Source organism: Kitasatospora sp. NPDC015121 (assembly GCF_055562955.1).
In genome coordinates, this window is sequence record NZ_JBVHEH010000003.1 from 408,903 (window position 1) to 430,217 (window position 21,315).

Below are 21,315 nucleotides of genomic sequence, written 5' to 3' on the forward strand. Positions count from 1 at the left end.
TCACCCCTTCGAGTCCCAACCGTCCTCGTCACCGTTCCTCCACATCACCCGTACGCGTCGGAACCGCACCGTTCACTCGTACGCGGTGATCAGCACCGACCCGGTGACCTCGACCGGTTCGGGCAGTTCCGCCAGCGCGGCGGCCAGCGCGGACGGGTCGATGTGCCAGGCGCTGGGGCCCATGCCGACCACGGCGGCGGCGTCCGTCCGCGACAGCCGCAGGGTGAACTCGACCTCGGTGCGGTCGACCGGGGTGAACCAGGGGCCGAGCTTCTGCCCGATCCGCTGCTCCTTGTCCTCGTCGACCGAGAGCAGGCCGAGCGCGCCGACCAGTTCCCGCAGGTGGCGGGGGGTCGGGGCGGCCACCAGGAGTCGGCCGCCGGGGCGCAGCACGCGCCGCATCTCGGGGCCGTTGCGCGGCGCGAAGACGTTCAGGAGCACGTCGGCGGCGGCGTCCCGGAGCGGGAGCGGGCGCCAGGCGTCGCAGACCACGGCGCCGATCCGCGGGTGCGCCCTGGCGGCGCGCCGCAGCGCGTACTTGGACAGGTCCAGGGCCGCGCCCGCCGCGCCGGGCCGGGCCTCCAGCACCCGGGCCAGGTAGTGGCCGGTGCCCGCTCCGAGGTCGGCGACCAGTCCGCTCTCCGCCGCCACCGGGGCCGCGGCGGCCGCCAGCGCCCGTTCCAGCGGCGCGTAGTGGCCGGCCGCCAGGAAGGCGTCGCGGGCCGCGACCATCCCGGCGGTGTCGGCGGTGCCGGTCCTGGCGTCCCCCGCCAGCAGGCTCACGTAGCCCTGCCGGGCCTGGTCGAAGCCGTGCCCGTCCGGGCAGCGCAGGGTGCGGGCGTCCAGCGCCAGCGGGCGGGCGCAGTACGGGCAGACCAGGTAGGGCTCGATGTCCTGCAGCAACTCGCTCGCATCCTCGCGGAGATCGTCGGCGCCCGGGAACGGTCAGGGGCCGGGGGAACGTCGAGGGTATCCCGCCCGCGGGTGCCTCGTCGCTCTCCCGACCCCTGACGCCTCCGGTCGGCCCGGCGGGGACGCCTCACTCCTCGCCGTCGTCGCCGACCTCCTCCTCCTCCGACTCGTCGACCACCCACATCCCCAGCCGCTCCGCCACGCCGGTGATGCCGAGCTTGCCCTCCCGGATCGCCCGGGCCAGGCTGCGCACCTCGCGCGCGGTGGTCGCCACCCGGCAGCCGCTGGCCACCAGGTACGCGTAGGCCACGGCGGTGGCGAACAGCTCGTTGTTGCGCTCCAGCGCGGGCACCCGGATCAGCTGGTGCATCAGCGCCGCCGCCCGGTCCTGCGGTTCGGGGTAGACCGCGATGTCGAAGACCTCGGCCTGGTGCCTGGTGATCGCCGCGAGCAGCGATCCGTAGTCGGTGACCTGCGGGTCACCGGGCGTGTACTGCTCCGCGGTCATGAGCAGCCACGAGAGGTCGACCTCAAGTTTCAACGGCGCACGTCCTGGAGTTCGGCGGGCGACCCGAACTCGGCGAGGAACACCGCCTCGTGCTCCTTCATGAACTGCGCCGCGGCGTCCACGAAGTTGCGTCCGGCCTCGCCCATGTCCTGCTGCACCAGCCGTTCGATGTACTGGTTCATGCTGATCCCCTGCTGCTCCGCCCGTTCGCGGGCCATCTCGGCGGTGGTCGCGTCCACCCTGACGTTCAGCTGCTTCTTGGCCATACTTCAAGCTAGCGCCGAGGCGCTAGCACAACAAGGGCGCAAACCGGCCGCTCCCCCGCTCCCCCACCATGTCCGCCCGCGCCCCGGCGAAAACCGGCCGCCCGTCTCGATCCGCCAACGTCCCTTCACGAAGGCGCCGTCCCCCGGGAGTCCCGGCCGGCTCCGCGCAGCAGCGGCGGGCTGAGCTCCGATGCGCCACCCCTGCGATAGAGCACGGCCGGGCGGCCGGTGTGGGGTGCCGTCCGTTCCTCCGTGGGCTCCACGAATCCCGGGGTGTTGAGGACCTTGCGGCGGAAGTTGCTCGGATCCAGCTGTTGCCCCCAGACCGCCTCGTAGACCGCCCGCAACCCACTCAGCGTGAACCGCTCCCCACAGAAGGCGGTAGCCACCGACGTGTATTCGAGCTTGCGCCGGACCTCCTCCAAGGCATCCGCCAAGATCACCTGGTGATCAAAGGCGAGCCCCTTCGCCCCGTCCGCGAACTCCGACACATCGGCCCAGTACGCGAGCCTGGCATCGGTTCCGCCCACCGGCACGGGGAGGTCCGGACCCAGTGCCAGATAGGCGATGGTGACCACCCGTCCCCGCGGATCACGCCCCGGATTCCCATAGGCACCGAACTGCTCCAAGTGCAGGCCTCCGCCTTCGATCCCGGCCTCCTCCCGGAGTTCGCGCAGCGCACCCTCCCGCAGCGTCTCGTCCTTGCGGACGTAGCCACCCGGCAGCGCGGGCAGGCCGAGGAAGGGCTCCACCCCGCGCTCGACCAGCAACACCGTCAAATGGTCGTCACGCACGGTGAAGATCGCCAGATCCACGGTCACCCACGAGGCCTCCACACCGTCGGACTCCTTCATTCGAACTCCTAAAGGTCTCATTGACTTAAACCTGCCCCCCGCTTATGGTCACTTAGACCTTAACTCCAGGAGGTGAGACCGGGAGTGATCAGTTCGCGTGTCCCGCTGGCCAAGGAACCGATCGCCGAAGAACCATTCACCGCGGCACCGACCACCGAGGAACCGGCCGACGGCCCCACCGCAGCCACCCGCCACCTGTGCACCGGCGTCTACGTGGACGAGAAGTTCCGGGACCTGGTGATCGACAGGGTGTGCAACGCAGCGCACCGCAGGGTCGCCCCGTCCTACGGGTTCGATGTCGTTCCCGTCATGCACCACGCCTGGCGGGCAGCCACGCTGAGCGCGATGCTGCGCGCCGCGCTCGTCACGACGCTGGTCGCCCCCGCTCTGGGAGGCGACCTGCTCGCAAGCTCGCTGATCGCCATCGGCCTCGCCCTACTCGTCCTGCTGGGCCTCGCCTGGCGGATACACCACACCGCCCGCGAAGAACGGAAGCAGGACCCCGCCGGTCGCTCGCCGAGGTCCCTTCTGGGCCGCACCCGATTACTGGAGTGGCTGTTCCCCCGCTTGCGTCGGCAGAAGAACCCCGCTCTCCGCCGTGCGACCGCTTTCGCGCTCGCGCTCACCGCTACGGGCGCGGTCATCGTGCGGCTGTGCCCAGGGCCCGCCGCCACCGCCCTGCACGCCGCCCTGGCCCTCATGCTCGTGTGCCTCGGGGTCGGAGCCACCCGCCAGTTGATGCTCAACCGGATCCGGCGAGCGGCGTCTCTTCGCCCCTCCCGACTGTCCGGCCGGCAACGGGTCGCCGATGCCCAGCAAGGACACATGTGCACGGTGTACCGCCGTGCCCGACACAGCCGGGACGAGGAGGGAAAGGGGAAGGAACGGGTCTTCGCCAGGCTTTTCGGAGACGACTCGCCGTTCATCGGCGCGGGCGAAGTCATCTACGAGTGGAACCCGCCGATGAGCATCCAGTTACTGCGCCCCGGCACCGAGGACGACGCGCCCCTCCACGAGCGCGAGTACCCCGTCCCCCCGTTCCAGGCCCACGAACTGGTCGACTACCTGCGCCGGACGGTCCTGCTGCTGGACGCCGACGGGCAGGAGACCCGACTGGCCGCCCAAGTGCGCGACCGCGTCTACATCGCCGAGACTGACGTGGCGGTGGACCACTCCCTGTTGGCGGAGACGTTCGATCCGGCCGCGTTGCGCGCGATCATCAACAGCAACGACACCCGGCAGTACCACTTCCTCGAAGTCGTCATGCCCACGGAGGGGGCCGAGTACGTCGCGACGCTCCTGCTGCACGTCAGCCTGCAGGGGCGAACGCTGAGCATCTCCACGGCCGCCTGCGTCCTCGCGCACACACCCAGGTCGTTCCAGCGGACCGAGGAATTCGGCCACCATGGGGCCTTTGCCGTCGTGTGGGCCGCCTTCCGGGAACTCGGCACCCTGCCGAGGGAGATCCCGAACGCCTGGCGCCTCCTTCGCTACCTCGGCACGCTGGCGGCAGCACTCCTCACCCCTCGGGACCTCACCTCCAGGCCCATCCGGAACCTCCTCATCGGTAGCCGGATCAGCATCCGGGAGGACGCCGCGCAGGCATGGCCAAAGGTCCAGTTGGAGAGGACCGACCTCACCGGGCGGGTGAAAACACTCGAAGAGCGGCTGCTCCATGCCGCCGAGGACTTCCTGAACGCGAGGGGCGTGGACGTGTCCGAGTTCAACAACCGGGCCTTGAAGATCATCAACAGCGGGATCTTCAACTTCGGCGACAACAACACCATCGCCAACAACGCCGTGGGCGACAACGCCCAGGCCCTGGCCGGCGCGAATCAGCCGGTCGGCACCGACAACGGAGGAAAACCGTGAGGGAGAACCGCGGCATCGTCAGCCACGGCAGCAACAACACCATCACCAACAACGCTGTCGGAGACCGCGCCCGGGTGTCGGTGACCGTCCCATCCCCACACCCCCTCTCCGCCGCCGTTCCAGCCGTCGATGAAGCCGCTTCCACCGGAGGCACCGAGAACTGGGACATCGGGGTGGTCACCATCCTGAGCGAAGAACTCCGCGCCGTGGTCGACGAGCTGGCCCTGGAGTGCCACCGGACTCCCGACGGGCTGTACTTCTACCGGGGCGGTGTCGCCACCCGGGAGGGCACGGTCCGCGTCGTCGTCGCCCAGAGCCAGAACCAGGGACAGCGCTCCGCGATGGCCGCTCTGGAGAACCTCCGCCGCCACTACGCACCGAAGTTGCTGGCCGTGGTCGGCGTCGGTGGCGGTCTCCACCCGGAACGCGCCCGCATCGGCAGCGTCATCGTCTCCACCGACGTCGTCTACTACGAGAACCGCAAGATCAATCCGAACGGGAACGTGCGCCACCGCGGGGAACAGCGCCAGGCACCGGCCAGGGTCGTCCACGGAGTGAACGCCTTCTTCGCCCAACACCGGCCGGCGGCCTCGCAGGACTTCGAGATCCGACACGGCCTCATCGGGTCCGGTGAGGCCGTGATCGCCGACCGCGACGCCGAAGAACGGCGTTACCTGGCTCAGTACAACGAGAAGATCCTCGCGGTCGACATGGAGGCCGGTGGGCTGAGCCAGTACTGCCAGGAGAACCTCCAGGGCGCTGACCACCACGGTTGGATCGTCATCCGGGGCATCTCCGACAACGCCGACGAGAAGAAGGGCCACGGGTTCCACGAACTCGCCGCCCGAAACGCCGCCCAGGTCCTCCGGCTACTGCTGCCGCACCTGTGGTGGCCCGCCGCGTCGGCGTCCGACACCCCCCGGCCGCACGGGAACCACTCCGATGACTGAGTTCATGTTCGGGGTCGTCAGTTCGCTGGCAGCCAGCGCGATCGTGCTCACCCTCAGCCTGCTGCGGGGCTCCCGGCCACTGTGGTGGTTGATGGCCGTCGCCACCCGGTGCACCGGCATCGGACTCGGCCGGGTGTACCGCCGCCAGTCAGCAGCCGAGGAGCGCCTGGCGCACGACCTCCGCCAGGCGCGCTGGGTCAAGGTCCTGGCCGGCCGCGGGAACGTCCTGACCAGAGAGGCCTTCGCCCCGCTGTGGGCGGGCGAGTCGGCCCCGGATTCGATCCAGGTCCTCTTGCCCGATCCCCGCATCATGGACGATTCCTGGCTAGACCGACGCTCACACGACGTGTCCCGGTTCGACCCCGCATATACCCCGGACCTGCTCAGGAGACAGGTCCGGACGAACTTGGACTACCTGGAGCAGGTCTCGCGAAACCGGCGCGGCTTCGAACTGCGGAACTTCAACCTGCCGAACACCTGCCGGGTGATCGCGACGGACCGGGTGGCGTACCTGACCTTCTACAGCAACTCCGCACACGGCAGGAACTCACCCTGCCTGTACGTCCGGGCACCCGGACTGCTGTACTCCGCCGCCCTGCAGCAGTTCGACGTGGCGTGGACGAACGGTTCGTCCACGCCACCGACCTGACGCCCCGGCGCCGGAGTGCTACTGCGCGACCGGCTCCAGGATCGCCACGCACTCGAAGTGCTGGGTCATCGGGAACAGGTCGAAGGCCCGCAGCGAGACCGGGCGGTAGCCGCCCTCGCGGAAGAAGGCGAGGTCGCGGGCGAGGGCGGCCGGGTCGCAGGCGACGTAGGCGATCCGGCGGGCCGCCAGGGAGCTGAGGTGGGCGACGGTGTCGCGGCCGGCGCCGGCGCGCGGGGGGTCGAGGACGATCAGGTCGGTGGAGGTGATGCCGGTGCGGGGCAGCAGGGTCTCGACCTTGTCGCACTCGATCCGGACCTGCTCCAGCGCGGCCAGGTTGTGCCGGGCGTCGAGGACGGCCTGCTTGCCGGACTCGATGCCGAGCACCGCACCCTCCTCGCCGACCCGCTCGGCGAGCGCGCCCGCGAACAGGCCGACGCCGCAGTACAGGTCGAGCGCGCTCTCGCCCCACTGCGGGTCGAGACCGGTCAGGACGGCGTCGACCAGGGTGTCGGGGGCCTCGGGGTGGATCTGCCAGAAGCCGCCGTTGGAGACCCGCCAGGTGCGGCCGGCGGCGCGCTCGCGGACGAAGGTGCGGCCGTGGACGCGGTGGAACAGGTCCTGGTCGTCGACCCGGGCGATGGACGTCTCGCGGTCCAGCTCGACCAGCGGCAGCTGCTCGCCGGGCCGCGGCCGCAGGATCACCTGCCGGTCCGAGGAGCCGGTGGCGGCGACCGCCTCGACCGAGGCCACGCCGGTCCAGTCGCGGGCCTCGACGCCGAGCTCGGTGACGCCGGGCGCGGCGATCAGGCAGCGGTCGATCGGCTGGACGTCGTGCGAGCGGTGCTTGCGCAGGCCGACCACGCCCTCCTCGTCCACCGCGTACTGCACCCGGGTGCGCCAGGCCGGCACCTCGCCGGCCGGGAGCTTGCCGCCGACCGGCTCGACCGAGCCGTCCCAGCGCGCCTCCTCGGGGGTGAGGCCGGCCAGCTTGGCCAGCTGCTCGGTGAGGACCGCGGCCTTGAGCTTGCGCTGCCCGCCGGGGGTGACGTGCTGCCAGTCGCAGCCGCCGCACCTGCCGGGGCCGGAGAACGGGCAGGGCGCCTCGATCCGGTCCTTGGACGCCTCCAGCACCTCCACCGCGTCGGCCCGCAGGAAGCGCGAGGTGGTGGTGCCCTCGGTGACCAGCGCGACCACCCGCTCGCCGGGCAGCGCGTGCCGGACGAACAGCACCCGGCCCTCGTGCCGGGCCACGCAGTGCCCGCCGTGCGCGACCGGCCCGACCTCAACCTCGTAGCGCTCGCCGACCAGCGGGTCCCCGGAGGGCTGCCGCAGCACCGGCTGGGCGGGCCGCAGCGCCCTCGGCGGGCGGACCGCCCCGGGCTTGCGCCCCTGCCGGGCGGGCTTCTTCCCGCCCGCGCCCGCGCCCGCGCCGCCGCCCGCGCCCGGGCCCGCGCCCTTCGGCGCCTTCTCCTTCGGCGCGGCCTTCGCGGCCTTCGCGGCCTTCACCGGCTTCACGGGCTTCTCCGGACGCTGCTCGCCCGGCACCGGCGGCAGGCTGCGGGCGGTGTTGCCCTCCCGGTCGGTGGCCTCCGGCCGGGCGGGCCGGCTGCTCCAGCGCGGGTGCGCGACCTGCCCCGGCTTGGCGCCGGACGTGCGGCCGGGACGGCCCTGGCGACCGGAGGAGCGGGGCGGGTTGTTGCGGGTCACGGGGGTCGCTTCCTTAGGGGAGACAGCGGGAGACGGCGGAACACGAGCGGGTGGAGCTGGTCGAGCTGGTCGAGCGGTGGAGCTGGTCGAGCGGTGGGGCGGTCGAGCGCGCCGTGCGGCAAACACGGCGGCCCGCGGCGGACCGGGAGGGATCCGCCACGGGCCCATTGAAGGCCATCCGGGAGTCGGACGCGTCGCGCGACCGCTCAGTCGCGCGGCGCGGCGTCCGCCCCGCCCCGGCCCTCGTCAGCCGACCCGGACGACCCGGACGACCCGGACGGCACCGGCCGCCGCCGCGGCTCGCCGCGGCGGACCGCGCCGGGCGCGGACCACGCCTTGGGCGCCTTGCGCCGCTCGGAGGACTCCAACTGCCAGGGTACGGAGGTCACCATCACTCCGGGCTTGAACAGCAGCCGCCCCTTGAGCCGCAGCGCGCTCTGGTTGTGCAGCAGGTGCTCGTACCAGTGGCCGACCACGTACTCGGGGATGTAGACCGCGACCACGTCGCGCGGGCTGGAACGGCGCAGGTTCTTGACGTACTCCAGCACCGGCCCGGTGACCTCGCGGTACGGCGAGTCGAGGACCTTGAGCGGGACGTCCAGGCCGCGCTCCTCCCAGTCCTGCCGGAGCGCCGCGGTGTCGACCGGGTCGACGTTGACGGTGACGGCCTCCAGGGTCTGGGCCCGGGCGAGGCGGGCGTACGCGAGGGCGCGCAGCGCGGGCTTGTGGATCTTGGAGACCAGCACGATGGCGTGCACCCGGGTGGGCGGGGTGGCGTCGTCGGGCTCCTCGGCGGCCTTGAGCTCGGCGTTGACCCGGTCGTAGTGCCGGCGGATCGCCTTCATCAGGACGAACAGCACGACCATCAGGGCGATCGCGATCCAGGCGTGGCCGATCTTGGTGGCGAGCACCACGATCAGCACGGCCATGGTCATCACCAGGCCGAAGGCGTTGATCGCCCGGCTGCGCTGCATGTGGGCGCGCTTCTTCGGGTCGGTCTCGGTGCGCAGCAGCCGGGTCCAGTGCCGGATCATGCCGGACTGGCTCATGTTGAACGCCACGAAGACGCCCACGATGTACAGCTGGATCAGCCGGTTCGGGTCGGCGCCGAACGCCACGATGAACAGGATCGCCGCGCCGGCCAGCAGCACGATGCCGTTCGAGAAGGCCAGCCGGTCGCCGCGGGTGTGCAGCTGCCGGGGCAGGTAGCGGTCCTGGGCGAGGATCGAGCCGAGCACCGGGAAGCCGTTGAACGCGGTGTTCGCGGCCAGCACCAGGATCAGGCCGGTGGTCGCGGCGACGAAGTAGAAGCCGGGCGTGAAGTTGGAGAACACCGCCTCGGAGATCTGCGCCAGCACGGTCTTCTGGTGGTAGTTCTCCGGCGCGCCGATCAGCTGCTCGGTCGGGTTCTCGGCCATCTGCGTGCCGGTCAGGTGGGCCAGGTAGATGATGCCCATGAACATCGTCACGGCGATGCTGGCCATCATCAGCAGCGTGGTGGCGGCGTTCTTGCTCTTCGGCTTCCGGAAGGCCGGCACGCCGTTGGAGATCGCCTCCACGCCGGTCAGCGCCGCACAGCCCGAGGAGAACGCCTTCAGCAGCAGGAACACCAGCGCGAACCCGGCCAGCGAGTCGTTCTCGGGCGTCGCCGCCAGGTGGTACGCGGAGCTCTCGGCGGGCAGCGACTCGCCGAACCCGAAGTGCCGGACCAGGCCGTAGACCACCATGCCGATCACGCCGACCATGAACGCGTACGTCGGGACGGCGAACGCCGAGCCGGACTCGCGCACGCCGCGCAGGTTCATGCCCATCAGCAGGATGACCAGGAACACCGACAGCGTCATCTCGTGCCCGCGCAGCGCGGGCACCGCCGAGACCACGTTGGCCACGCCGGAGGTGGTCGACACCGCCACGGTCAGGATGTAGTCGACCATCAGGGCGCTCGCCACCACCAGGCCGGAGTTCGGCCCGTGGTTGACGGTGGCGACCTCGTAGTCGCCGCCGCCGCTCGGGTAGGCGTGCACGTTCTGCCGGTACGACGCGACCACCGCGAGCATCACGATGGCGACCACGACGCCGATCTGCCAGGAGAAGTGGATGGCCGAGGCGCCGGCCAGCGACAGCGTCAGCAGGATCTCCTCGGGCGCGTACGCGACGGAGGAGAGGGCGTCCGAGGCGAACACCGGCAGCGCGATGCGCTTGGGGAGCAGCGTCTCCCCGAGCTTGTCGCTGCGCAGCGCACGCCCGATCAGGATGCGTTTCGGTAGGTCAGCAGGCATAGGCACAGCAAGGAATCGTAAGGGCTCCCGGTGGCACTCGATGCCTCGCGGGGCCCCTTGCTCGCGACGGTGTTCGGTGGACCGGCTAGCGTGTCGACAGAAGGGTTGGCGGGCAACACCGAGTTGCCCCTCGCGTCGGATCACAGGCGCGGCCGATGAACTGCCCCCGAAATCGGGGGCACGGAAGGACGATGAACGATGTTTACGCAGGTCACGACCCCAACGGACCGGGTGAGGTAGTCGCGTGCACATCGTCATCATGGGCTGCGGACGCGTCGGCTCCGCCCTCGCCAGAGCGCTCGAGAAACAAGGCCATTCGGTCGCGGTGATCGACCAGGACCCGACCGCCTTCCGGCGGCTCGGGGCCGGTTTCCACGGCCGCCGGGTCACCGGCGTCGGCTTCGACCAGGACACCCTGAAGGAAGCCGGCATCGAGGAGGCGGGCGCCTTCGCCGCCGTCTCCAGCGGTGACAACTCCAACATCATCGCGGCCCGGGTGGCCCGGGAGAACTTCGGCGTCGAGCACGTCGCGGCCCGGATCTACGACCCGCGCCGCGCCGAGGTCTACCAGCGCCTGGGCATCCCGACGGTCGCCACCGTCCGCTGGACGGCCGACCAGATGCTGCGCCGGCTGCTGCCCAGCGGTGCCGAGCCGGTCTGGCAGGACCCGTCGGGCGCCGTCCAGCTCGCCGAGGTGGCGTACAACCCGGCCTGGATCGGCCACCGGCTCGCCGAGCTGGAGGAGGCCGCCGGGGTCCGGGTGGCGTTCGTCACCCGGGTCGGCGAGGGCGTGCTGCCCGCCCCGCAGATGGTGGTCCAGGAGGGCGACCTGGTGCACGTGATGCTGCGCCGCAACGAACTGACCGCGGTCGAGGCGGCGTTCGCCAAGGGCCCCGAGGAGGCTGGTCACTGATGCGCGTCGCCATCGCCGGAGCAGGTGCCGTCGGCCGTTCCATCGCCGGGGAGCTGCTGGAGAACGGCCACGAGGTCCTGCTGATCGACAAGAACCCGAACTCCATCTCGGTGGAGCGGGTCCCGCTCGCCGAGTGGCTGCTCGCCGACGCCTGCGAGATCACCTCGCTGGACGAGGCGGCGCTGCAGCGCTGCCACGTGGTGATCGCCGCCACCGGTGACGACAAGGTCAACCTGGTGGTCTCGCTGCTCGCCAAGACCGAGTACGGCGTGCCGCGGGTGGTCGCCCGGGTGAACAACCCGAAGAACGAGTGGCTGTACAACGAGTCCTGGGGCGTGGACGTCGCGGTCTCCACCCCGCGCCTGATGTCGGCGCTGGTCGAGGAGGCGGTGAGCGTCGGCGACCTGGTCCGCCTGATGCGCTTCTCGCAGGGCAACGCCAACCTGGTCGAGCTGACCCTGGCGGCCGACACCGCGCTGGTCGGCACCCGGGTCGGCGACGTCGCCTGGCCGGTGGACACCGCGCTGGTCACCATCATCCGGGCCGGACGGGTGCTGGTGCCGGGCGGCAGCGACACCCTGGAGGCCGGGGACGAGCTGCTGTTCGTCGCCGCCCAGGAGCGCGAGGAGGAGCTGGAGACGCTGCTGGCCGGCTGACCCCGCTCCCGTCCCCGTACGGCGGAGGGCCCCGCGCGGTGCGCGGGGCCCTCGGGTCACTTCTGCGGCTCGTCCTCGTCCAGCTCCGCCTTGATCGGCGGCGGCGCGGTGAGCAGGATCCGCCAGGTCACGTACATCGCCAGCAGCAGCGGCGGAATGCCCAGCGCGACCTTCAGCCAGCCCAGCAGGTTGATCTGCCCGGCGGCCCACAGCGGGAACAGGATCAGCGGCTTCAGGCCCATGATCAGCACCCAGGCCCAGGTGGCCTTGGTGTAGGCGGCCAGCCGGCCCGGGTTCTGCTTGCGCCAGGTGAACATCTCGCCGGTGATCGGGCCGAGCATCACGCCGATCATCGGCCAGCGCACCAGCGCGGAGACCGCCAGCGCCACGCAGTAGCCGACGTTCCACAGCAGGCCGGGCAGGTAGAAGTCCTCGGCCTTGCCGGTCTTCATCGAGATCCAGGCGCCGATCGCCACGCCGAACACGCCGGAGAAGGCGTGCTGGATGGTCTCCCGGCGGGCCAGCCGGAGCACCACGAACACCCCGCACAGCGCCAGCGCCGACCAGGCGGCCACCGGCACCTTGTGGGTGATGTTGAACGCGACGATGTACACCAGGCCGGGCAGCGTCATGTCGACCATGCCGCGCACCCCGCCGAAGGCCTTCAGCACCGTCTCGGCGGCCTCCTTGGAGGCGTCCCGCTCCGGCTCGGCCGACGGCTGCTCGTGGACGCCCGGCCGGTCGTCGTCCTGCGGGCCCTGCGGGCCGTGCGCGCCCACGCTGATCGCCTCGTTGCTCACGCGGACTCGCTCCCGTGTCCCACCGGACGCAGCTCGTAGCGGGGGTTGAAGAGCACGCGGCGCCCGCGTGCGTGGCCGATCCGGCCGCTGGCGATCAGCCGGCGGCCCGGCTCGATGCCGACGATCGAGCGCCGGCCGAGCCAGACCACGTCCAGCGCCTCGGTGCCGTCGAACAGCTCGGCCTCCAGCGCGGGCACCCCCGCGCGCGGGCGGAGCGTGACGGTGCGCAGCGTGCCCGCGACGGTGACGATCTCGCGGTCGCCGCAGGCGGCGATCGGGGTGCAGCCCGCCTCCGCGGTGTCCTGCCGCAGCTCCTCGGCCTCCAGCTCCTCGGAGGAGGAGGTCAGCCGGTTCAGCATGCGGCGGAAACGGCCTTGCGGCTGGTCGCCGATGTGGTCACCACTCATGCCGGAAGGGTACCGGTTCGGCGGCGCCGGGCGGCAGGGCGCGAGGTGGGACCGGTCACGGACCGGGCCGCCGCGCGCCGGTGCCCGGTCAGGGTTCGAAGCGGTAGCCCATGCCCGGCTCGGTGACGAAGTGCCGGGGGTGCGAGGGGTCGGCCTCCAGCTTGCGGCGCAGCTGCGCCAGGTAGACCCGCAGGTAGTTGGTCTCCTTGCGGTAGGCCGGGCCCCACACCTCCTGGAGCAGCTGGGTCTGGCTGACCAGCCGCCCGGAGTTGCGCACCAGCACCTCCAGCAGGTGCCACTCGGTGGGGGTGAGCCGGACGTCGACGCCCTGACGGTTGACCTTCTTCGCGGCCAGGTCGACGGTGAAGCCGTCGGTGACGACCACCGGCTCGCCCTCGGCGGTGACCGGCTCGGCGCGGCGGACGGCGGCCCGCATCCGGGCCAGCAGCTCGTCCATGCCGAACGGCTTGGTGACGTAGTCGTCGGCGCCGGCGTCCAGCGCCTCGACCTTCTCGTCCGAGGCGTGCCGGGCGGAGAGCACGATGATCGGCACCCTGGTCCAGCCGCGCAGGCCGCGGATCACCTCGACGCCGTCCATGTCGGGCAGGCCGAGGTCGAGCACCACCACGTCGGGGTGGCGGGCGGCGGCCAGTTCCAGGGCGCCCGCGCCGTCGTGCGCGGAGTCGACCTCGTACTTGCGGGCCTTGAGGTTGATCACCAGGGCGCGGACGATCTGCGGTTCGTCGTCCACCACCAGGACCCGGGTCATGCGGGACCGGCCTTTCGCTCGTCTCGTTCGGTTCGTTCGGTTCGTTCGGTTCGTTCGTCTCGCTCGGTCGGCTCGGTCGGCTCGTCGGCGGGGCGCGCCAGGGTGACGGCGGGCAGCGCGACCACCATGGTCAGGCCGCCGCCGGGGGTGTCCTCGGCGGTGACGGCGCCGCCCATCGCCTCGGCGAAGCCGCGGGCCACCGCCAGGCCGAGGCCGACGCCGGCGCCGCGCGGGGCGTCGCCGTGGCGCTGGAAGGGGGCGAAGATCCGCTCCCGGGCCTCCTCGGGGACGCCGGGGCCGCGGTCGACCACCCGCAGTTCGACCCGTCCGGCGCGCTCCAGCAGATCCGCCTTCACCAGGACGGGTGAGCCGGGCGGTCCGTACTTGACGGCGTTCTCCACCAGGTTGGCCAGCACCCGCTCCAGCAGCCCGGCGTCGGCCCGGACCATCGGCAGCGACTCCGGCACGTCGAGGCGCACGCTGCCGGGCGGGACGCCGCCGAGCACGAACGGCACCACCTCGTCCAGGTCGGTGGGCCGCAGCAGCGGGGTGACGGTGCCGGTCTGCAGGCGGCTCATGTCCAGCAGGTTGTTGATCAGGTGGTCGAGCCGGTCCGCGCCGGACTCGATCCCGGCCAGCAGCTCGGCCTCGTCCTCCTCGTCCCACTCGACGTCCTCGGCGCGCAGCGAGGAGACCGCGGCCTTGATCCCGGCCAGCGGGGTGCGCAGGTCGTGCGAGACGGCGGCCAGCAGCGCGGTGCGGATCCGGTTGCCCTCGGCCTCCCGGCGGGCCGCGGCCGCCTCCCCGGCCAGCCGGCGGCGCTCCAGCAGGACGGCGGCCTGGTTGGCGAACGCGCCGAGCATCCGCCGGTCCTCGGCGGGCGGCACCCGGCCGCGCAGCACCAGGGCGAGCCGCTCGCCGACCGGGACGTCCGCGTCGGCCTGCTCGGGACCGGCGGGCGGGCGCGGCCCGACCGAGGCCGCGGTGTGCCAGCCGCCGTGCGCGTCCGTGCGCTCCAGCAGCGCCACCGCCTCCTGCTGGAAGGTCTCCCGGACCTGCTCCAGCAGCGCCGTCAGCACCCCCTCGCCGGTGGGCGCGCCGCGCAGCACGGTGCCGGCCAGCGCGGACAGCGTCTGCGCCTCGGCCTGGGCCCGGGCGGCGACGTGGCTGCGCCGGGCCGCGACGTCGACCACGGTGGCGACCGCGATGCCGACCGCCGCGAAGATCGCCACCGCGACGATGTTCTCCGGCTGGGCGATGGTGAAGGTGTGCACGGGGGGCGCGAAGTAGTAGTTGAGCGCCGAGGAGGAGACCAGCGCGGAGGCGATCGCCGGGAACAGCCCGCCGACCAGCGCCGCGCACACCGTCAGCGCCAGGAACAGCAGCATGTCGGTGGAGAGCTCCGGCCCGCCGACCCGGGTCAGCAGCAGCGCCAGCAGCGGCGGCCCGGCCACCCCGATCGCCCAGCCCGCGACCGTCCTGGTCCGGCCCAGGTCGGTCACCCGGCGGATCGGGATCCGGCCCCGGCCGCGCGCGGCGTGCTCGTGGTTGACCATGTGGACGTCGATGTCGCCGGAGCCCCGGGTCACCGCGTAGCCGACGCCCGGCCCGTACACGTACTGCCAGACCTTGCGGCGGCTGGTGCCGACCACGATCTGGGTGGCGTTGACGCCGCGCGCGAAGTCCAGCAGCCCGGCCGCCGGGTCCTCGCCGAGCACCGTGTGGAAGCTGCCGCCCAGGCTCTCCACCAGGGCGCGCTGCTCGATCAGCGCCTGCGGGGAGGAGCCGGACAGGCCGTCGGAGCGCGCGATGTGTACCGCCAGCAGCTCGCCCGCGCTGGTGCGGGCCGCGATCCGGGCCGCCCGGCGGACCAGCGTGGCGCCCTCGGGGCCGCCGGTCAGGCCGACCACGATCCGCTCGCGGGCCTGCCAGGTGCCCTGGATGCCCTGCTCGGCCCGGTAGCGCTGCAGGTACTCGTCGACCCGGTCGGCCGTCCACAGCAGCGCCAGTTCGCGCAGCGCGGTCAGGTTGCCGGGCCGGAAGTAGTGCGCGAGCGCCGCGTCCACCTTCTCCGGCGCGTACACGTTGCCGTGCGCCAGCCGGCGGCGCAGCGCCTGCGGGGACATGTCGACCAGCTCGATCTGGTCCGCCCGGCGCACCACCTCGTCCGGGACGGTCTCCCGCTGCCGGACGCCGGTGATGCCTTCGACCACGTCGCCCAGCGACTCCAGGTGCTGGATGTTGACGGTCGAGACCACGTCGATCCCGGCGGCCAGCAGCTCCTCGACGTCCTGCCAGCGCTTGGCGTTGCGCGCGCCGGGGACGTTGGTGTGCGCCAGCTCGTCGACCAGCACCACCGCCGGGTCGCGGGCCAGCACGGCGTCCAGGTCGAGTTCGGTGAACTCGGCGCCGCGGTGGGTCACCGTCCGGCGCGGTACGGTCTCCAGGCCCGCCAGCAGTTCGGCGGTGCGGGCCCGGCCGTGGGTCTCGACGAAGCCGACCACGGCGTCCGCCCCCCGCCCGGTCCGGCGGTGCGCCTCGGCCAGCATCGCGTAGGTCTTGCCGACGCCCGGGGCCGCCCCGAGGTAGATCCGCAGCCTGCCGCGGGCCGTGTGCACCATGGCACCGAGACTACGGCCACCGGTCGCAATATCCGCTGATCAGACCAGTCCTGGCGGAGAATTGTCGCGTTCTTGACGCCCTCCACCGCCCACTGGGTGAGAATGCCAGGGAATCGAACAACCCGAGGGGGAACCACCATGCGCGGACTCGTACTCGGCGGCGGCGGACTCGCCGGCATCTCCTGGGAGACCGGCCTGCTGCACGGCCTCGCCGAAGCCGGGATCGACGTCCCCGGCACCGCCGACCACGTCCTCGGCACCTCCGCCGGCGCCACCGTCGCCGGCCAGCTCGCCTCCGGCCTCCCGCTCGCCGAGCTCTACCGGCGACAGACCGACCCCGACGCGCAGAACCACGAGATCGTCCCGCCCACCGCCACCGTCACCGCCCTCTTCGAAACCATCGACCGGCTGATCGCCGAGATCACCGACCCCGGCGAACTCCGCCGCCGCATCGGCGGGTTCGCCCTCGCCGCCGACACCGTCCCGCCCGCCGACCGGCTCGCCGTGATCGCCGCCCGGCTCCCCGGCCGCGACTGGCCCGCCTGGCCGCTCACCCTCACCGCCGTCGACGCCGACACCGGCGAACCCCGCACCTTCGACCGCCACAGCGGCGTCCCGCTGCTCGACGCCGTCGCCGCCAGCTGCGCCGTCCCCGGCATCTGGCCCACCGTCGAGATCGACGGCCACCGCTACATGGACGGCGGCATCCGCAGCTCCAACAACGCCGACCTGATGACCGGCCAGCAGGCGGTCCTGGTCCTCGCCCCGATGACCGACCCGTTCCTCGCCCCCGAACTGGCCCTGCTCGCAACCACCGGCCGGGTCCTCGCCGTCAGCCCCGACGAGGACTCGCTCGCCGCCGCCGGCCCCAACCCGCTCGACACCGCCGTCCGCACCCCGTCCGCCCGGGCCGGCCGGGCCCAGGGCCACCGGATCGCCGACCAGGTCCGCGACCTCTGGACGACCTGACGGCCCCGCCCCGCCCGCTACTCGACGATCCTGCCGTCCCGCAGCTCCAGGACCCGGTCCGCCAGCTCCATCAGCTGCGGGTCGTGCGTCGCCACCAGCGCCGTCACGCCCTCGCTGCGCACCACCGCGCGCAGCAACTGCATGATCGCCAACCCGGTGTCCGAGTCCAGCTGGCCGGTCGGCTCGTCCGCGATCAGCAGCGCCGGCTCGTTCGCCAACGCCCGCGCCACCGCCACCCGCTGCTGCTGACCACCCGACAGCTCGGTCGGCCGCTGCTCCGCGTGCTCCGCCAGGCCCACCATCGCCAGCAGCGTCCGGACCCGCTCCTCGCGCTCCCTCACCGCCACCTTGCGCAGCCGCATCGGCACCCCGACGTTCTCCGCCGCGGTCAGCACCGAGATCAGCCCGAACGACTGGAACACGAAACCGATCCGGTCCCGCCGCAGCTCCAACCGGCCCGCCTCGTCCAGCCCCGCCAGGTCCGTCCCGGCGATGCTGATGCTCCCCGAGGACGGCGTGTCCAGCCCGCCCACCAGGTTCAGCAGCGTCGTCTTGCCGGAGCCCGACCGGCCCCGCAGCGCCGTCAACTCGCCGGCCCGCGCGGTGAACGACACCCCGCGCACCGCGTGCACCGCCCGGTCGCCCTCACCGAACGTCCGGTGCACGTCCTCCACGACCACCATCGCGCCGTCACTCACCCGCGTGCACCTCTTCCTCGGCCCGCCACACCCCGATGTGGTCCTCTTCCAACGCCAACCGCACCCGGCGGCTCAACCCCAGCGCCTCCGTGAAGTCCGACGGCAGCTGCAGCCGGCCCACCCGGTCCAGCACCGCGTACTCCACGCCCGGCTCCCCCCGGTCGGGACGCAGCACCTCCGTCGAGGTCCGGCCGTTGCGGATCCGCACCGTGCGGCGCACTTCCTGCGCCACCATAAGGTCATGGGTGACGACCAGCACCGTCACCCCCAGCTCCTCGTTCACCGAACGCAGCGCCGCGAAGATCTCCTCGCTGGTCGCGCTGTCCAGCTCACCGGTCGGCTCGTCCGCCAGCAGCAGCGCCGGCGCGTTCGCGTTCGCCACCGCGATCGCCACCCGCTGCTGCTCACCGCCCGACATCTCGGCCGGCAGCCGACCCGCCAGGTGCCCGATCCCCAGCAACCCCAGCAACTCGCCCGCCTGCCGCCGCCGCTCCCGCCGCGGCACGCCCGCGTACCCCATCGGCAGCATCACGTTCTCCACCGCCGTCAGGTACGGCAGCAGGTTGCGCGCCGTCTGCTGCCACACGAAGCCGACCGTCCGCCGCCGGAACTCCAGCCGCTCCCGCTTCCCCATCGCCAGCAGGTCGTGCCCCGCCACCCGGGCACTGCCCGCCGTCGGCACGTCCAGCCCCGCGAGGATCCCCAGCAGCGTCGACTTCCCCGAGCCCGAGGCGCCGACCACCGCGATCAGCTCCCCCTCCTCGACCACCAGGTCCAGCCCCTGCAGGGCCTGCACCTCCACCCCCTCGGACCGGTGGATGCGCACCAGGTTCTCGCACACCACCATGCCCTCCACCCGCTCCGGACCCTCCGCGGCCGCGCGCCTGCGCAACTCACCGAGATCCGGCCCGGCCCCCGCGCCCACGGTCCCGACCCCCACGCCACTCCCCTCCGGCCGGAGCCGCACGGCTCACCACGGCCTGTCGCGCCGGGAACGACGCCGGGCCGGACGGACGGGACAGTCCCCTGTTCTGCCCCGGCCGTCCGACCCGGCGTTCCCCCCTGACCGCCACCCACACAGCGGCGGTCCTCAACACTCCAACGCCGCCCGAGCCGGGCGGGTTGCACGGGATTCCGAACTTTTTTCGAAACCCCGACCGCCCGCAACCCGCCCGCAGCCCACCCGCAGCCCGCCCGTGAGCGCGGCCGACCGCGTTCATGGGAGCGGCGCACCCACCACCAGCATCGACGGTGTCGACAGCCCCAGCGCCAGGAACTCCGCCGCCGAGACCCGGAACGGCTCCGACGCCCCCGCCTCCGGCGCCACCCCGCGCCCGCCCCGGTGCACCACCAGCACCGCCACCAGCGAACCCCTGACGTGCACCGCCACCTCCTCCGCGGCCACCACCGGCTGCCGCATCCCGAGCGCCACCACGCCGACGTTCCGCTCCTCCACCATCCAGCCCGCCCCCGGCACCACGCAGTCCCCGCCCTGCAACAGCCGGGCCCCCGCGACCTCCGCGTCCGCCGCCGTCCCGAACCGCAGCACGTACTGGTTCGCCGTCGTCGCCTCCCCGCCGTCCGTGTAGGTCTCCCCCCACACCCCGCTCGCGCCCGCGGTCACCACCAGCCGGGGCACGCAACCGTCCGCGAACACCGCCCCCGCCGCACCCGACGTCGCGGACGCACCGAACGTCTCGGACGGAGACGCCGAACCGGACGGCACCGGACGGCCACCACCGCTCGGGCCCGCCCCCTGGACCGTGCTCGCGCTCGTGCTCGCGCCCGGGGTCGTGCCCGGACTCGGGCTGGTACCCGCGTCGGGGGACGCCCCGACGGCCGACCAGGGGCCGTACCCGCCCAGCACGCTCGGCAGCCGGTCCACCCCCAGCGCCAGCGCCCGCACCTCCGCGTCCGCCGCCCGCAGCGGCAGCGTCTCCGACACCCGGACCACCGCACCCGGCCCCGTGGACGACACCGCGGACGGCACCGGCGGCATCGGCAACGTCGCCGGCGGCTTCGGCTGCGGCAACGCGGACTGCTGCACCGGCACCCCCGCCACCCCGTTGTGCCCGGACCGCCACGGCACCACCGTCACCGCCGTCCACAGCACCGCGACCCCCAGCACCCCCGCCCCGGCCACCGCGCCCGTCCGCCGCCGCTGCCGACGCCGCACCCCGCGCCGCACCACCTCGGCGCTCTCCGGCGCCGGCACCCCCGTCACCACGTCGCGCCGCAGCCCATCGAACATCGCCTCCAACCGGGCAGCACCGATCGCCGGACGGTCCTCCGCCCCGACGGCGTCCACCTCCGGCAGCCCGTTCCCCGGGGCCCCTGGCCTAGACATGCGACCTGTGGCCCTCCGCGACCCGCACCCGCTCCCCCGTCAACTCCACGTCCGCCGCGCCCCCTTCCACCTCAGCACTGCCGTCCCCCGCCGTTCGCCGACCCGCTGCCCCACGCGCCTCGCGCACCTCACCCGCGGCAGCCGCCCGAACCGGCCGCAGCGGCGCGACCACCGGTTCCTCGACGACCGCCGCCGGCTCTTCCCCCAACAGCGCCGCCAACGCCTGCCGCCCCCGGTGCAGCCGAGCCTTCACCGTCCCCACCGGCACCCCCTCGTCCGCGGCGATCTCCGCCACCGAACGACCCCCCATGTGGTGCCACACCAACGCCGACCGCTGCGCCTCCGGCAACTGCCGCAACGCCTCCACCAACGCCACCGTCTCCGGCCCCGGCCCCGGAACCGGCGACGACTGCCCGTCCCCGTGCCGGATCCAGCTCTGCAACGCCGTCCGGGCCCGTCGCCACCGACTGATCGCGATCCGCTGCCCCGTCAACCGCACCCAGGCCACCGGATTCTCGTGCGACACCAACCTCCCCCAGTGGTTCCACGCCCGTACGAACGCCTCCTGGGCAGCGTCCTGCGCCTCACCCAGATCCCCCGTCAGCGCGTACAGATGCGCCACCAGTTGCCCGTACGCCGCCTCGTAGAACGCCCGAAAGTCGTCGCCGCCGCCCCGACCGGCTCCGACACCGGCCCCCTCGCCCTGCTCCACGACCATGACGCCACAGTGTGCCCTGCACCGTCCGGCCCGGCAATACTTCCCACCCCGTCGGCCTCCTTCGGGCGGCCGCAATCCCCCCGGGAACGCGAGAAAGCCCCCTGACATCCCGTCAGGGGGCTTTCTCTCAAAGATTGTTCGGCGGCGTCCTACTCTCCCACAGGGTCCCCCCTGCAGTACCATCGGCGCTGTGAGGCTTAGCTTCCGGGTTCGGAATGTAACCGGGCGTTTCCCTCACGCTATGACCACCGAAACACTATGAAACTGTGCACCGCCCGCCTGTGCGGGGGTCGTTGTTTCAGAACAACACAGTGGACGCGAGCAACTGAGGACAAGCCCTCGGCCTATTAGTACCGGTCAACTCCACCCCTCACAGGGCTTCCATATCCGGCCTATCAACCCAGTCGTCTACTGGGAGCC

Annotated in this window: 20 protein-coding genes and 1 rRNA gene; 6 read left to right on the forward strand and 15 right to left on the reverse strand. The window is 72.6% G+C overall.

Going from position 1 to position 21,315, the window contains the following annotated elements:
- Positions 1-72: 72 nt before the first annotated feature.
- The 4 genes from ACZ3J7_RS05805 to ACZ3J7_RS05820 all read right to left on the reverse strand — a co-directional run bounded on the left by ACZ3J7_RS05805 (position 73) and on the right by ACZ3J7_RS05820 (position 2,540).
- Positions 73-903 (reverse strand): putative RNA methyltransferase, encoded by an 831-nt coding sequence (locus tag ACZ3J7_RS05805; protein ID WP_465617211.1) that lies wholly within the window; start codon positions 901-903, stop codon positions 73-75.
- 136 nt (positions 904-1,039) lie between these two features.
- Complete coding sequence (locus ACZ3J7_RS05810; RefSeq protein ID WP_033256814.1) at positions 1,040-1,453, reverse strand: hypothetical protein; 414 nt, start codon at positions 1,451-1,453, stop codon at positions 1,040-1,042.
- Positions 1,450-1,686 (reverse strand): toxin-antitoxin system HicB family antitoxin, encoded by a 237-nt coding sequence (locus ACZ3J7_RS05815; protein ID WP_465617213.1) that lies wholly within the window; start codon positions 1,684-1,686, stop codon positions 1,450-1,452. Before ACZ3J7_RS05815 ends, ACZ3J7_RS05810 begins: the two co-directional genes overlap by 4 nt.
- 125 nt (positions 1,687-1,811) lie before the next feature.
- A complete protein-coding gene (locus ACZ3J7_RS05820) occupies positions 1,812-2,540 on the reverse strand; it encodes an NUDIX hydrolase (protein WP_465617215.1) in 729 nt (242 codons plus the stop codon).
- Positions 2,541-2,624: 84 nt separating this feature from the next.
- Between ACZ3J7_RS05820 and ACZ3J7_RS05825 the strand changes: the two genes are divergently transcribed.
- From ACZ3J7_RS05825 to ACZ3J7_RS05835, 3 genes are read left to right on the forward strand one after another with little or no spacing between them, the layout of a single operon-like run.
- The gene (locus tag ACZ3J7_RS05825; protein ID WP_465617217.1) at positions 2,625-4,412 is read left to right on the forward strand and encodes a hypothetical protein; all 1,788 of its coding nucleotides are present in this window, start codon (positions 2,625-2,627) and stop codon (positions 4,410-4,412) included.
- Positions 4,409-5,362, forward strand: a complete 954-nt coding sequence (locus tag ACZ3J7_RS05830) for a 5'-methylthioadenosine/S-adenosylhomocysteine nucleosidase family protein (RefSeq protein ID WP_465617219.1) — start codon at positions 4,409-4,411, stop codon at positions 5,360-5,362. Before ACZ3J7_RS05825 ends, ACZ3J7_RS05830 begins: the two co-directional genes overlap by 4 nt.
- A complete protein-coding gene (locus ACZ3J7_RS05835) occupies positions 5,355-6,011 on the forward strand; it encodes a hypothetical protein (protein ID WP_465617221.1) in 657 nt (218 codons plus the stop codon). The genes ACZ3J7_RS05830 and ACZ3J7_RS05835 overlap by 8 nt, the downstream gene beginning before the upstream one ends.
- An 18-nt stretch (positions 6,012-6,029) precedes the next feature.
- Here ACZ3J7_RS05835 and ACZ3J7_RS05840 read toward each other — a convergent pair whose 3' ends face one another.
- Positions 6,030-7,364, reverse strand: a complete 1,335-nt coding sequence (locus ACZ3J7_RS05840) for a class I SAM-dependent RNA methyltransferase (RefSeq protein WP_465617261.1) — start codon at positions 7,362-7,364, stop codon at positions 6,030-6,032.
- A 560-nt stretch (positions 7,365-7,924) separates the two neighbouring features.
- Entirely contained in the window at positions 7,925-9,997 is a 2,073-nt protein-coding gene (locus tag ACZ3J7_RS05845; protein WP_465617223.1) for an APC family permease, read from the reverse strand.
- 244 nt (positions 9,998-10,241) lie between these two features.
- On the opposite strand from ACZ3J7_RS05845, the gene ACZ3J7_RS05850 reads away from it, so the two are divergent.
- Both ACZ3J7_RS05850 and ACZ3J7_RS05855 read left to right on the forward strand, forming a co-directional pair.
- Positions 10,242-10,910: a potassium channel family protein gene (locus ACZ3J7_RS05850; RefSeq protein WP_465617225.1), complete on the forward strand. Its 669-nt coding sequence runs from the start codon at positions 10,242-10,244 to the stop codon at positions 10,908-10,910.
- The gene (locus ACZ3J7_RS05855) at positions 10,910-11,566 is read left to right on the forward strand and encodes a potassium channel family protein (protein ID WP_014135788.1); all 657 of its coding nucleotides are present in this window, start codon (positions 10,910-10,912) and stop codon (positions 11,564-11,566) included. Before ACZ3J7_RS05850 ends, ACZ3J7_RS05855 begins: the two co-directional genes overlap by 1 nt.
- A gap of 56 nt (positions 11,567-11,622) precedes the next feature.
- Here ACZ3J7_RS05855 and ACZ3J7_RS05860 read toward each other — a convergent pair whose 3' ends face one another.
- From ACZ3J7_RS05860 to ACZ3J7_RS05875, 4 genes are all read right to left on the reverse strand, one after another.
- Positions 11,623-12,366 (reverse strand): DUF3159 domain-containing protein, encoded by a 744-nt coding sequence (locus ACZ3J7_RS05860; protein WP_465617228.1) that lies wholly within the window; start codon positions 12,364-12,366, stop codon positions 11,623-11,625.
- Positions 12,363-12,773 carry an OB-fold nucleic acid binding domain-containing protein gene (locus ACZ3J7_RS05865; protein ID WP_465617230.1) on the reverse strand — a complete coding sequence of 137 codons (411 nt, stop codon included), beginning with the start codon at positions 12,771-12,773 and terminating at the stop codon, positions 12,363-12,365. The genes ACZ3J7_RS05860 and ACZ3J7_RS05865 overlap by 4 nt, the downstream gene beginning before the upstream one ends.
- Positions 12,774-12,861: 88 nt before the next feature.
- Complete coding sequence (locus tag ACZ3J7_RS05870; protein ID WP_465617232.1) at positions 12,862-13,542, reverse strand: response regulator; 681 nt, start codon at positions 13,540-13,542, stop codon at positions 12,862-12,864.
- Positions 13,539-16,163, reverse strand: a complete 2,625-nt coding sequence (locus ACZ3J7_RS05875; protein WP_465617234.1) for an ATP-binding protein — start codon at positions 16,161-16,163, stop codon at positions 13,539-13,541. The genes ACZ3J7_RS05870 and ACZ3J7_RS05875 overlap by 4 nt, the downstream gene beginning before the upstream one ends.
- A 138-nt stretch (positions 16,164-16,301) precedes the next feature.
- On the opposite strand from ACZ3J7_RS05875, the gene ACZ3J7_RS05880 reads away from it, so the two are divergent.
- A complete protein-coding gene (locus ACZ3J7_RS05880; RefSeq protein WP_465617236.1) occupies positions 16,302-17,132 on the forward strand; it encodes a patatin-like phospholipase family protein in 831 nt (276 codons plus the stop codon).
- A 17-nt stretch (positions 17,133-17,149) separates the two neighbouring features.
- On the opposite strand, the gene ACZ3J7_RS05885 is transcribed toward ACZ3J7_RS05880, so the two are convergent.
- From ACZ3J7_RS05885 to rrf, 5 genes are all read right to left on the reverse strand, one after another.
- Positions 17,150-17,815: an ABC transporter ATP-binding protein gene (locus ACZ3J7_RS05885; RefSeq protein WP_465617263.1), complete on the reverse strand. Its 666-nt coding sequence runs from the start codon at positions 17,813-17,815 to the stop codon at positions 17,150-17,152.
- Positions 17,816-17,822: 7 nt separating this feature from the next.
- Positions 17,823-18,770 carry an ABC transporter ATP-binding protein gene (locus ACZ3J7_RS05890; RefSeq protein ID WP_465617238.1) on the reverse strand — a complete coding sequence of 316 codons (948 nt, stop codon included), beginning with the start codon at positions 18,768-18,770 and terminating at the stop codon, positions 17,823-17,825.
- A gap of 276 nt (positions 18,771-19,046) precedes the next feature.
- Positions 19,047-20,177: a hypothetical protein gene (locus ACZ3J7_RS05895; RefSeq protein WP_465617240.1), complete on the reverse strand. Its 1,131-nt coding sequence runs from the start codon at positions 20,175-20,177 to the stop codon at positions 19,047-19,049.
- The gene (locus tag ACZ3J7_RS05900; RefSeq protein ID WP_465617241.1) at positions 20,170-20,895 is read right to left on the reverse strand and encodes a SigE family RNA polymerase sigma factor; all 726 of its coding nucleotides are present in this window, start codon (positions 20,893-20,895) and stop codon (positions 20,170-20,172) included. The genes ACZ3J7_RS05895 and ACZ3J7_RS05900 overlap by 8 nt, the downstream gene beginning before the upstream one ends.
- Positions 20,896-21,031: 136 nt before the next feature.
- A 5S ribosomal RNA gene (gene rrf / locus ACZ3J7_RS05905) occupies positions 21,032-21,148 on the reverse strand.
- Positions 21,149-21,315 lie beyond the last annotated feature (167 nt).

Bases quoted from the DNA above. Each gene is read 5' to 3' on its own strand.
- ACZ3J7_RS05865 (WP_465617230.1), bottom strand. From the start codon at position 12,773: ATGAGTGGTGACCACATCGGCGACCAGCCGCAAGGCCGTTTCCGCCGC.
- ACZ3J7_RS05870 (WP_465617232.1), bottom strand. From the start codon at position 13,542: ATGACCCGGGTCCTGGTGGTGGACGACGAACCGCAGATCGTCCGCGCC.
- ACZ3J7_RS05855 (WP_014135788.1), top strand. From the start codon at position 10,910: ATGCGCGTCGCCATCGCCGGAGCAGGTGCCGTCGGCCGTTCCATCGCC.
- ACZ3J7_RS05885 (WP_465617263.1), bottom strand. From the start codon at position 17,815: ATGGTGGTCGTGGAGGACGTGCACCGGACGTTCGGTGAGGGCGACCGG.
- ACZ3J7_RS05880 (WP_465617236.1), top strand. From the start codon at position 16,302: ATGCGCGGACTCGTACTCGGCGGCGGCGGACTCGCCGGCATCTCCTGG.
- ACZ3J7_RS05895 (WP_465617240.1), bottom strand. From the start codon at position 20,177: ATGTCTAGGCCAGGGGCCCCGGGGAACGGGCTGCCGGAGGTGGACGCC.
- ACZ3J7_RS05815 (WP_465617213.1), bottom strand. From the start codon at position 1,686: ATGGCCAAGAAGCAGCTGAACGTCAGGGTGGACGCGACCACCGCCGAG.
- ACZ3J7_RS05900 (WP_465617241.1), bottom strand. From the start codon at position 20,895: ATGGTCGTGGAGCAGGGCGAGGGGGCCGGTGTCGGAGCCGGTCGGGGC.
- ACZ3J7_RS05835 (WP_465617221.1), top strand. From the start codon at position 5,355: ATGACTGAGTTCATGTTCGGGGTCGTCAGTTCGCTGGCAGCCAGCGCG.
- ACZ3J7_RS05875 (WP_465617234.1), bottom strand. From the start codon at position 16,163: ATGGTGCACACGGCCCGCGGCAGGCTGCGGATCTACCTCGGGGCGGCC.
- ACZ3J7_RS05845 (WP_465617223.1), bottom strand. From the start codon at position 9,997: ATGCCTGCTGACCTACCGAAACGCATCCTGATCGGGCGTGCGCTGCGC.
- ACZ3J7_RS05820 (WP_465617215.1), bottom strand. From the start codon at position 2,540: ATGAAGGAGTCCGACGGTGTGGAGGCCTCGTGGGTGACCGTGGATCTG.